We start from the raw sequence: 12,024 nt of genomic DNA, 5'->3' as shown, positions 1-12,024 counted from the left end.
AAGGAAAGTAGACAAAATATGACAAGACATTAATTTATATTTGTGCTATTTTAGGTTTGAAATAGCGCTATCTAAAAAATTCATCGCTGTGTTTTAATGATAAATTCATAAGATTTATAGAAAGAAGGAAATGTTTATGAATGAAAGTGAAAAAATAATTGATATTCATCATCATATTATTCCTCCACTGTATAAAAAGTCACTCAAGAAAATTGGTATAACAATGTCTGGTGGGTATCCAATAAAAGATTGGACTCCTCAGGATAGTCTTGACATGATGGATAAATTGCATATCGACATAGCTGTAACTTCAATTTCAGAGCCAGCAACTTTACCATTTTCAAGAAAACAAGCATCAAAGGTAGCACGTGCAGTTAATGAATATCAAGCAGAATTAAAACAACAATATCCAGATAAATTTAAGAGTTTTGCCCTGATTCCTTTGCCATTTGTTAAAGAGTCAATTAAAGAAATTAAATATGCATTAGATGTCTTAAAATTAGACGGTGTAGGCTTACTATCAAATTACAATGAATCCTTTTTAGGCGATGATTGTTTTGATGATGTAATGCGCGTAATCAATGATAGAAAGGGCATAGTATTTGTGCATCCGAGTTCATCACCTAAGCAATTTAAAAAGCCACAATATGTATTTGCCGATTTTCTTGAGGAATTTACATTTAATACCACTAGAGCGGCTACGAATTTGATTTTAAGTGGTACAGTGGAACGCTATTCAAATATTAAATTTATACTTGCCCATTCTGGAGGTACGCTGCCATATATTAATTGGCGTATTAGTGAAGCAGTAAACACCGAAAAATATATTATGGAAGCACCTGCACAACGTTTAAAATCCTTTATAACAAGTAGTAAAAAAGAAATTGTTAAATCGATTCTACAACATCCTATTCAATATGGACACTTGTTTAAAACATATAAGCATGCACTTTCTGGTTGGTCATCATTAACAAAACCAGCAAATTACTATATTGGTCAATTTTATTATGATACAGCATTATCAACTGGAGAATCGACTTTTGCTAGTTTAAAAGAAGTAACCGATATTTCTCATATTTTATTTGGTTCAGATGCACATTATGCACCGGATAGTTGGATTGCTAAAATGCAAAAAAACATTAGTGAATCTAACTATTTTTCAGAGCAAGATAAGGTGAATATCTTCAATGTAAATAGCTCTCGCATACTTTAAAAATAAGATTGTTTCGTATGATTTAATAAACCTCGCTAAAATATGATGATGAGTTCGCTTATGTATAAGAATAAAAATAAGATTTACGTATCTGCCAATGAGAATTTTAACTTAAATTCAGCAAGACATGACAAAAATGTTATTAAATCAAATATTAGTTTTAGACATGCTCGAAGTCAAACAAGCGTTAATATTTGTCCACATGGCATTAAATATAGGAAAATGGTAGCTTATTCAATTGGCAAAATCATTTCGTTTAAAGAAAAAAAGGGCGGAACAGAATTCATTTTGAATTCGTTGTTCCGCCTCGGCAAGGTTGACTAGGATTGAAAAAAGCTTAGTATCAAGCGTATTTTCAATCCAGTCAACTACTGCCAATATTTAGTTCATAGCTTGAAACATAATGATGTCCTGTACGCTTTATTAATGTAGTTAGAGAACTTTATCTCTCAACTTATTATTTTATATTTTAAGACATACCCAATTATTGTAATCCTGCAGCACTGCCGCCTGATTGAGCTTGTTGTTGTTGCTTGATTTTATCTGGATTTAAAATTTGATCCTCAACTACTTTTTTAAGATCTCGATCTTTATAATCAACTTTGTATTGATCTAGTAAATCTTTATAAGCATCTGTTAATAACTTAGGATTTTTTTGAACTTTTTGTTCTATCATTTTTTCTTTTATATTAGCTTTCTCACTATTGAAATCTGATTCCTTATCAGCTTTAATAATATGATAGCCATAATCAGTTTTGATAACTTTGGAAACTTTTCCTTCTTTTAAGTCAAATAATGCTTTTTCGAATTCATCAACCATTTGACCTTTAATAACATATCCTAGAGAACCATCTTTTTTGGCACTTGAAGAATCCATTGATTCTTTTTTCGCAATTTCACCGAATTTACTTGGATCCTTTTCAACTTGCTTTTGAATTTCTTCAGCTTTTTCTTTTGCTTTTTTATCAGATAAGCCTTCTTTATCACTATCTTTAGATTTAACTTTTATTAAAATGTGAGATGCTTTTTTAGAATTGTCTTTTACATCTTTATCAGAAACTTTAATTTTATCTGCCAGTAATTGTTTTTGATAGGCAGCTAATTTTTTCTGTTGTTTATAATCATCTAGTGACATTCCTTGTTGCTTTAATGTACTTTCAAATTGATCTTTACCACCATATTTTTTTTGTTCTTGTTTAATTTCATCGTCTATATCTTTTGTATCAACTTTATCTTTATATTTATCTTCTAATATTTTATTTAACATTATACTAAATGAAGTGTTAGCGATTTGTTCATTACCAATTTTTTTCATAACGTCAGCAACTTTGACGTCACCAGCTTTTGATGACATGAGGGTGTTGTCTTTTGAGTCTGCAGCATTTGAACCACAAGCACCAAGTAATAATGCACTTGCAGTAACTGGAATAATAATTCTATTCATAATCTTCATAGTCGAATTCTCCTTTGGTTAATATAACAAAGTTAATATAACACACTTTTTAAGCAGGACCAATTAACTTTGTGCCAGATAGGACCAAAGTACTAGGTGTATATTGACTACATTATTAATTTTTATGCGGTTATTAAAATGATGTAAGGGTGCGAAATATACTTTAGAATGATAGGTAAGCTCAATACAAAACAAGGAAGTATGATTTCTAGAAAAAAGCCAGTAAATGCGTTTTTGTAACTTCATTTACCGGCTTCTTTAGCGACTATACTTTGTATCATTGGTTATGCTAATTTATTTGATAGAATTTAAAGTATATTATTTAACATATTTATTAGTAGCTTTAGTTAAAATATTAATCCCAGACTGATGTTCTTCAATATAATTGCCATAATTTGAAAATAAAATGAGTTTTAAATATAAAAAATCAGTAATGGAATAACCAAAATTTAAAGCAATTAAAAAAACAAAATAGTGACCAAATTCAGGGTGACTCATAATTAATCGAATAAAAATACCAGTTATGATAATAAAAGGTAATAATAAATTTAAACAAAAATAATATTTATTAATGGGTTGACTAACATATATATTGAAAAAAGGTAACCATCTGGATTTAGAAAGTTGATGGATTTTAAATGATTTGTAGTACGATATAAAAAACAGTAAATGAATACATTTATGAATAGGGTATAATGCAATAACAGCACATAACAATATTGGAAAATAATGATCGGAAAGAGGCGTATTAGAGAAATAATACATAATTTCATAACAAATTAAAAACATGATAATGGTAGAGACAAAGCTTAAAAATGCAATTCTTGGTAATCCAAATCTTGAATGAATATCTATTTGTCTCTTACATAAAAACATTAGTCTGCCTCCTTTATCATATGTCATGTATTATCTATCTAAAGTTAGGCTTAGTCAAGTAGTAGTGTAGTGAAATGGAGTATAAATTAAATGACACTTAATTAGTGATTTAAATTCGAAATTCAGTTTGTAAATAATTGAAATAAAAAGGGAGCGGGACAGAATTCATAATGAATTCGTAGTCCCGCTCCGGCAAGGTTGACTAGGATTGAAAAAAGCTTAGTATTAGCGTATTTTCAATCCAGTCAACTAATGCCAATATAGAACTCAGAGCCTAAAATATAATTATGTTCCAAACGCGTATAAATTAAACATAACTATTTATTAATTTTTATCACTTGATAATTCTTCGCTTATTTGTTGACCGCGATTTTGTAAATTTTCAATATGCGATTGTAACTGTTCAATATTTGGATTAATATCTGCTTTAAAGTTACCAATTAAAGATTTAATTTCATCACCAATTGAAGAAGCATAAGCAGTGCTTTCATTTTTTATTTGCTTCGTATAGTCTATCACATTGTAGACATTATGCTTTAAATTTTCAATTTCACGTTCCAACTCTGAATTTGTACCTGTAGGCTCTTTCGCATCAATCGTTGCATTTTTTACGCTTTGATTGTCACGGTTGAGAAATGTAACAGCTACGCCGGCAGCTATTCCAACACCTAGGCCAAATATTATACGTGTTGCTTTCATAAAATATGTCTCCTCGCTTTTTAATGAATTACTTAGTTTATACCCTGGAAGTCCGTGATGTATGCACTAACGTTAAAATTGAGACTGAATTTGCTTTGCAATATCTTCTTTAGCACGATCATCGATGAGGTCTTCATGAGTTTCCCAATGATAGCCGAAGCCATCGACATCATCTTTATATCTTGGTAATAGGTGGAAATGCAGATGAAAGACAGATTGGTCAGCAAACGCTCCATTATTTTGAATGATGTTTAAACCATCAGGATTAAAAGCTTTCTTGATAGCATTTGCTACTTTAGGTAAGGCAACACCAATATGTTGCATTGTTTCAGCATCAGTTTCAAAAATATTAGCAGAAGGCTTTTTAGGAATGAGTAGCGTATGCCCCTTAGTTACTTGTGAAATATCTAAAAATGCATATACATAGTCATCTTCATAAACTTTATAGCTCGGAATATCTCCAGATAAAATTTTACTAAAAATTGTTTCTGACATTAAAATACACTCCTTTAGTCGTACATTTGTTAATATTATATCATTCCTATCAAAATTTTTCGTCTTTAACATAGTTGTAATTTTAGGCTAGAATGATGATTTTTGGTACAATAGTTGCGTGGAGGTGCGATATGACAGTTAAAGTAGAGCATTTAACAGGTGGTTATGGAAAACGGCCTGTCATTTCAGATATAACTTTTGAATTGCAAAAAGGAGAAATTGTAGGTTTAATTGGCTTAAATGGTGCTGGTAAAAGTACTACGATTAAACACATGCTTGGTTTACTAACACCAATGCAAGGCGCATTATCAATTTCAAATACAAATATAAATGATGATATTGAATCATATAGACAAAAATTATCCTATATTCCTGAATCGCCCATTATTTATGAGGAATTAACTTTAAAAGAACATATTGAAATGACTGCAATGGCTTATGGCATATCGAATGAAGAAGCAATGAGACGTGCAGAACCATTATTAAAGTCATTCCGTCTTGAAAAAGAGTTAGACATTTTCCCTAGTCATTTTTCTAAAGGTATGAAGCAAAAAGTTATGATAATATGCGCTTTTATTGTTGATCCAGAATTATATATTATTGATGAACCATTTTTAGGTTTGGATCCTTTAGGTATTCAGTCTATGCTTGATTTGATGGTAGAAAAGAAAAAAGAAAATCGTACCGTGTTAATGAGTACGCATATATTAGCAACAGCAGAACGATATTGTGATCGATTTATTATTTTAGATAAAGGCAAAATTGTTGCGTTTGGTAATTTAGATGAATTGCGAGAACAAACAGGTCTTCATCATCAAACATTAGATGAGATTTATATCCATGTTACTCAAGGTGGCCAATTAGAATGACCATAAAACCTGAAGTCGCTTTATTTAAACAGAGAAAAATCGCAATTCGCAAGGAAAAAAACTATTATAATAAATTTATATTCAATGGTCACTTTTCAGTTTTTCTATTAATTCTTTTAGGTGCTTTTATCATGGGGTATGGACAATGGTTACGCCATATACCACAACACATAGATTATGCACTGATTACAAGCTTTATTGTTGCTATCACTTCTATTTTTCCAATTCGTACACTATTGAAACAAGCGGATGAATTATTTTTATTACCATTTGAACAGCACATGAAAACATATGTGCGTCTAAGTTTAAATTACAGTTTCTATAATCGTATAGCGTTGCAGTTAATCATTCTAGTGGTACTTTATCCATTATTTTCTAAATTACCACATTTTTCTATTTTAAATTATTTGATTTTTGTAGGAATGGTCTTTTTACATTCTTACTTAGGATTATATATACGCTGGCAATGGTACTTAGGTCAAAAATCATCTTGGACGATTAACACTCTTTTAGTCATAATTAATATTTTAGGTTATGAACTTGTGTTAGGATTAAATAATTATTTAGGGTTACTTCTTACTCTTTTAATAGTAGTTAGCTATATAGTTTTGAAAAAGCAAAATGCGGTATCTTTATTCCCTTGGGAGAGAATGATTCGTATTGAGCAACGTCATCATACTAATTATTATAAATTTGTTAATATGTTTACTGACGTTAAACATTTAAAAGAGACCGCCGTGCGTCGTAGATATCTTGATCCATTGTTGGTTATACCAAAAGCTACACGTTTCAATGCTAAAAATATGTATTTATTTCTATTTACACGGAGTTTTGTTAGAGGAAAAGATGCATTTAATATTATTTTACGATTAATTATTATCGCATTAATCTTAATGATATGGTTAGCGAATCCTTTTGTTACCATTGTCATCGGTTGCTTATTTATGTATATTACGTTGTTACAAATGTCTCAATTTTATACGCAACAAGCATATGGCTTATGGCCACAAGTATGGCCAGTACCCGATACATTTGTAATCCGAGGATATGAACAGTTTCTTTATCGGTTAATGTTGGTGATTGGTTTGATCTTTTCAATCACCTTTGTGTATCTTTATCCGCAGTTTTTCTTCGGTATCATTGTCTTTTTCCTTGTAGGTTGGCTAACAATACGTAGCACTATTAAAAAATTAAAATACCAAGAAACATTATTAAGAGATTGAAAAAAGCATTACTAAGTACATGGATAAACGTGATACTTAGCAATGCTTTTTTAATATTTAATTAATCTTTAACTGGATATAAATAACGCTCAAAGTAGCTAGAATGTTGACTACTTGCACCAAAAAATTGGCTTAATGCTGATTTAGAAAAATGTTGTTGAAACAATTCTGATGTTTTAAAATCTTCATACGATTGTCTATCGGCAAAACCAAAGTAAATTTTATAAGTAGTGCCTCCAACTGGCTTTAAAAAGCGATAACTTTTAAATCCTCCAAAAGATGAAAAATCTAATGTTAATTGAGCGAGTTTTTTCTCTAATTGATAAGCATAGTTTTCTGCAGTAGGGATAAAAATAGCAGAATAAAAATGGTTACTATTTAATTCATTATATGCTGTTATTGTCTCATACGTTGTTGGATGTTTTAAAATAGAAGGATTAGAAGACTCTTCGATAATAACTGAATTATCAGCAGTAGAGAATACAAATAATTGACGGTCTTCATTGTTAATTCTGATTTGATTTAGAAAGCCATATGTGCCATAAGTTGTATATATTTTCATGGTCAAAACCTCCTTATTGCCTTTATTATAAGCGTTTTGAGTGTAGATTGCTAGATGAATGAATGTATATACGTTACGTTCAATATTTATAGTGTATGTTAAAAATTGTGCTTTGTCATTTTTATGACATTTAAGCTCAAAAATATGGTAACAAACGACAATATGGTATTATTGAAAAGAATGATTTAAGTATAGGGGGACGTTTAGGTGCATAATAAAAATAATGCAATACTTAATACAATTAAGGGTGAAAAAGCAACACACACACCTGTATGGTTTATGCGCCAAGCTGGTCGTTCTCAACCAGAATATCGCAAATTAAAGGAAAAATATTCATTGTTTGAAATTACACATCAACCAGAACTATGTGCTTATGTTACACATTTACCAGTAGATAATTATCAAACAGATGCAGCTATATTATATAAAGATATCATGACACCGTTAAAGCCTATAGGTGTAGATGTTGAAATTAAGTCAGGTATAGGGCCGGTTATTCATAATCCGATCCAATCGGTTAATGATGTAGACAAATTAACACAGATTGATCCTAAAAGAGATGTTCCATATGTTCTTGATACAATTAAGTTGTTAACTCAAGAAAAATTAAATGTGCCACTGATAGGATTTACTGGGGCACCGTTCACGCTAGCTTCTTATATGATTGAAGGTGGGCCCTCAAAAAATTACACATTTACGAAAGCTATGATGTATCGAGATGAAGAAACTTGGTTTGCGCTAATGAATCATCTTGTATCTATTTCTATAGATTACGTTGTTGCGCAAGTTGAAGCAGGCGCTGAATTGATTCAAATTTTCGATTCATGGGTTGGGGCATTAAATGTACAGGATTATAAATACTACATCAAACCAGCAATGCAGAAATTAATATCTGGAATTAAAGAGAAACATGATGTGCCCATTATACTTTTCGGAGTAGGTGCGAGCCATTTGATTGACGAATGGAATGACTTGCCGATTGATGTTTTAGGTTTAGATTGGAGAATATCTATTATACAAGCTCAGAGCATGGGTATAAGTAAAACATTACAAGGTAATTTAGATCCAGCATTATTATTAGCTCCATGGCCTGTGATTGAAGAAAGACTTAAAAATATTTTGGATCAAGGATTGATGTATGGTAAGCATATTTTCAATTTAGGTCATGGTGTATTTCCAGAAGTAAACCCGGATACATTAAAACGCGTTAGTCAATTTGTTCATGACTACACAAAAAGATAAATATATTCAACAAAGGTAGGTATTAAAATGTCTAAAAAAGTAGGTCTATTGGTAATGGCTTATGGTACACCTAATGATGAAAGTGAAATTGAAGATTATTACACTGATATTCGCCATGGTAAACGCCCAAGTGATGCTGAACTTCAGGATTTAAAAGATAGATATGAATTTATAGGTGGCTTATCACCATTAGCAAAAACAACCAATAAACAAGCTGAAGCAATTAAAGAAGCATTAAATCTGGCATATCAAAATGTTGACTTTGAAGTCTATCTTGGATTAAAACATATATCACCATATATTGAAGAGGCTGTTGAACAAATGCATCAAGATGCGATAACTGAAGCGGTAACAGTCGTATTGGCGCCTCATTATTCTAGTTTTTCAGTAGGATCATATAATCAAAGAGCAAAAGAAGAAGCTGATAAATTTAATATTCAATTACATCACGTAGAACATTATTATCAGCAACCTAAATTTTTACAGTATTGGACTGAAAAAATTAATGAAACTTTAGCCAATATTCCAGAAAGCGAACATGATGATACTGTGCTTGTAGTATCTGCGCATAGTTTACCTAAAGGACTGATTGAGCGCAATAATGATCCTTATCCTCAAGAATTAACTGATACGATGAATCAATTACAAACACAATCTGCTATTCAACATGTGGCACAAGGGTGGCAATCAGAAGGGAACACGGGTACACCTTGGCTTGGACCAGATGTGCAAGACTTAACACGGGAATTATATGAAGCACATCACTATAAACATTTTATTTACGCACCAGTTGGTTTTGTTTGTGAACATTTAGAAGTTTTATACGATAATGATTACGAATGTAAAGTTGTATGTGATGACATTGGTGCAACATATCATCGTCCGGTAATGCCGAACGTGGATCCATTATTTATTGGTGCCATTGTTGATGAAATTCAATCAATATTTTAAAAGGAAGCGTGAAATGCAGTGAGCAAAAAAATTGCGATAGTTGGAGCGGGAATTACTGGATTATCAAGTGCATATTATTTAAATAAGCAAGACGCCGATTTAGATATCACTGTTTTTGAAGCAGCAAATCGTCCTGGGGGGAAAATTCAAACCTATCGTCAAGATGGTTATACGATTGAGCTGGGTCCTGAATCATATTTAGGACGCAAAACAATAATGACAGATATCGCACATGAAATCGGGCTTGGACAAGACTTAATTACTAACAGAACAGGGAAGTCTTATATTTTTGCCAAGAATAAGTTATACCCAATTCCTGGTGGGGCAATTATGGGGATTCCAACAGATATAAAACCATTTATTAAGACAAAATTAATCTCTCCGTTGGGCAAACTACGTGCAGGTTTAGATTTATTTAAAAAACCAATCATCATGCCAAATAACGATATTTCAGTCGGCCAGTTTTTTAGACAGCGTTTAGGAGATGAAGTACTTGAACATCTTATTGAACCATTAATTGGCGGAATTTATGGTACAGATATAGATCGATTAAGTCTAATGAGTACATTTCCTGAATTTAAAGAGCGGGAAGAACAATATGGCAGTTTAATTAAAGGTATGAAATATGAAAAAGAGCAACGTATCAAGAAAAGAGAATTATATCCTGGATCGCCCAAAGGACAATTTAAACAATTTAGACATGGTTTGAGTTCGTTTATTGAAGCATTGGCTGATTTTATTAAACAAAAAGGCGTAAAAATTGAATACCATACACCTATTAAAGATATTTTAGTGTCACAAAAAAGTTATCAACTTATTACAGAAGAAAATAAAGTTGATTTTGATGCAATTATTGTGACTACACCTCATCAGACCTTCATGAACTGGTTTAGTCATGATCCGGCATTTGATTACTTTAAGCATATGGATGCTACATCAGTAGCTACAATTGTCATGGCCTTTGATGAGTCCAATATTGAAAATACCTATGATGGAACTGGATTTGTAATAGCTAGAACCAGTGACACGCACATTACGGCTTGTACATGGACCTCAAAAAAATGGCCTTTCACTACGCCAGAAGGCAAAGTGTTAATACGTGCTTACATTGGAAAACCTGGTGATACAGTAGTAGCTGACCATACCGATGATGAGTTAGTGTCAATGGCACGGAAAGATTTGACAAAAATGATGACATTTAAAGGAGAACCAGATTTTACAATTGTTAATCGTTTAGAAAAAAGTATGCCACAGTACCATGTTGGACATATAAAAAATATTCATGAAATTCAATCGCATATTAAACGAACATACCCGAGATTGCGTATTACCGGTGCACCATTTGAAGCAGTAGGACTTCCAGACTGCATATCACAAGCGAAAAAAGCTGCTGATGAAATATATCATGAATTATAAACAAATCTCAACCACTTATAAGAGTAGATCGTGCCCTTTGAGTGGTTTTGATTTACAATAAACCTAATTAATATGAAAGAAGGGGAAATGTTATGACAGATGTTATTATCATCCATTCAATTCATGGAAATGCAAAAAATCATTGGTATGAATGGTTAAAACATAACTTAACTTTAGAAGGTTATTATGTTCAATTGTTTAATTTACATTCATCTGACAATACGAATATTAATAATTGGCTAACTGAAATGAATGCCCAGTTAGAAGTTAGACAAAAAGATACATACTTTGTCACACATGGATTCGGTTCAATCGCTGCATTAAAATATATAGAGCAGCTTGATCAACAAATAGAAGGTTTCTTTAGTATTTCCGGATTTAAAGAAGATGCGCAAGACATTGATGAAAATATCAATTTAGAAGGTATTCATATTGATTACGAAAATGTAAAGTCAAAAGTAGATCACTTTTATGGCTTGACGTCTAAGGATGACAGATATGTTTCATATCAAGAAACAAAAAAACTTATGGATACATTAGGAGGCCATTTAAAAATTGTAGAACACGGTGGTCACTTTTTAGAAGAAGAGGGCTTTACTACATTTACAGCACTTCAAAACAAAATGCAAGGGTATATGACACGATAAATTGTCATAATGTTGGAAGAAGTGACTGTTTTGGTAATGATAAACTAAACGCTTTCTCACGAACTTAATTATACAGTTAGAAAAGTCACTTAGTATCAAAAGTTTCCCTTTTCTAACTGTGGTTTGTTTTTACACAAATTACTACTGTTAATATATTGACTATTTTTAGGCTACTGTATATACTGATTAAGTACTTGAGAAAAACAGACTATTTTCTCAGTATGTCAAATCATTTTTAACCCTTAATAAAGTAAATGTAAAAATTTGCTAAAATTGATATTGACATCTACTAAGTGAAAATGATACCATATTTAAGTGGTCAAATTAGAGAAGTTAATTTTTTATTGCCGCGGGATGGAGCAGTTCGGTAGCTCGTCG

General features: G+C 31.5%; 12 protein-coding genes. 7 read left to right on the top strand and 5 right to left on the bottom strand.

The window, feature by feature from the left end; all coding sequences use genetic code 11:
* Positions 1–136 precede the first annotated feature (136 nt).
* Positions 137–1,213: an amidohydrolase family protein gene (locus HMPREF2597_RS12185; RefSeq protein WP_002477984.1), complete on the top strand. Its 1,077-nt coding sequence runs from the start codon at positions 137–139 to the stop codon at positions 1,211–1,213.
* 484 nt (positions 1,214–1,697) lie between these two features.
* On the opposite strand, the gene HMPREF2597_RS12175 is transcribed toward HMPREF2597_RS12185, so the two are convergent.
* The 4 genes from HMPREF2597_RS12175 to HMPREF2597_RS12160 form a co-directional block, all read right to left on the bottom strand.
* Positions 1,698–2,666, bottom strand: a complete 969-nt coding sequence (locus tag HMPREF2597_RS12175) for a peptidylprolyl isomerase PrsA (RefSeq protein ID WP_002477986.1) — start codon at positions 2,664–2,666, stop codon at positions 1,698–1,700.
* A 318-nt stretch (positions 2,667–2,984) separates the two neighbouring features.
* Positions 2,985–3,542 carry a DUF3267 domain-containing protein gene (locus tag HMPREF2597_RS12170; RefSeq protein ID WP_002477987.1) on the bottom strand — a complete coding sequence of 186 codons (558 nt, stop codon included), beginning with the start codon at positions 3,540–3,542 and terminating at the stop codon, positions 2,985–2,987.
* Positions 3,543–3,866: 324 nt separating this feature from the next.
* Positions 3,867–4,241, bottom strand: coding sequence for a YtxH domain-containing protein (locus HMPREF2597_RS12165; RefSeq protein WP_002458774.1), 375 nt, complete (start codon positions 4,239–4,241; stop codon positions 3,867–3,869).
* Positions 4,242–4,313: 72 nt separating this feature from the next.
* Positions 4,314–4,736, bottom strand: a complete 423-nt coding sequence (locus HMPREF2597_RS12160; RefSeq protein ID WP_002477989.1) for an HIT family protein — start codon at positions 4,734–4,736, stop codon at positions 4,314–4,316.
* A gap of 131 nt (positions 4,737–4,867) precedes the next feature.
* On the opposite strand from HMPREF2597_RS12160, the gene HMPREF2597_RS12155 reads away from it, so the two are divergent.
* Positions 4,868–5,605, top strand: coding sequence for an ABC transporter ATP-binding protein EcsA (locus tag HMPREF2597_RS12155; protein ID WP_002477990.1), 738 nt, complete (start codon positions 4,868–4,870; stop codon positions 5,603–5,605).
* On the top strand, positions 5,602–6,828 hold the full coding sequence (locus tag HMPREF2597_RS12150) for an ABC transporter permease EcsB (protein WP_002477991.1): 1,227 nt from the start codon (positions 5,602–5,604) through the stop codon (positions 6,826–6,828). Before HMPREF2597_RS12155 ends, HMPREF2597_RS12150 begins: the two co-directional genes overlap by 4 nt.
* A 61-nt stretch (positions 6,829–6,889) precedes the next feature.
* On the opposite strand, the gene HMPREF2597_RS12145 is transcribed toward HMPREF2597_RS12150, so the two are convergent.
* A complete protein-coding gene (locus HMPREF2597_RS12145; protein ID WP_002477992.1) occupies positions 6,890–7,390 on the bottom strand; it encodes a hypothetical protein in 501 nt (166 codons plus the stop codon).
* A gap of 207 nt (positions 7,391–7,597) precedes the next feature.
* On the opposite strand from HMPREF2597_RS12145, the gene hemE reads away from it, so the two are divergent.
* The 4 genes from hemE to HMPREF2597_RS12125 all read left to right on the top strand — a co-directional run bounded on the left by hemE (position 7,598) and on the right by HMPREF2597_RS12125 (position 11,646).
* Positions 7,598–8,632 carry a uroporphyrinogen decarboxylase gene (gene hemE, locus HMPREF2597_RS12140; RefSeq protein WP_002477993.1) on the top strand — a complete coding sequence of 345 codons (1,035 nt, stop codon included), beginning with the start codon at positions 7,598–7,600 and terminating at the stop codon, positions 8,630–8,632.
* 27 nt (positions 8,633–8,659) lie between these two features.
* On the top strand, positions 8,660–9,583 hold the full coding sequence (gene hemH / locus HMPREF2597_RS12135; RefSeq protein WP_014533286.1) for a ferrochelatase: 924 nt from the start codon (positions 8,660–8,662) through the stop codon (positions 9,581–9,583).
* 18 nt (positions 9,584–9,601) lie between these two features.
* Entirely contained in the window at positions 9,602–10,999 is a 1,398-nt protein-coding gene (gene hemY, locus HMPREF2597_RS12130; RefSeq protein ID WP_002492626.1) for a protoporphyrinogen oxidase, read from the top strand.
* Positions 11,000–11,091: 92 nt separating this feature from the next.
* A complete protein-coding gene (locus HMPREF2597_RS12125; RefSeq protein WP_002458782.1) occupies positions 11,092–11,646 on the top strand; it encodes an RBBP9/YdeN family alpha/beta hydrolase in 555 nt (184 codons plus the stop codon).
* Positions 11,647–12,024: the final 378 nt, after the last annotated feature.

The organism is Staphylococcus sp. HMSC063A07 (genome assembly GCF_001836955.1).
GTDB lineage: Bacteria > Bacillota > Bacilli > Staphylococcales > Staphylococcaceae > Staphylococcus > Staphylococcus lugdunensis.
This window is presented reverse-complemented; position numbering and strand designations above follow the sequence as displayed.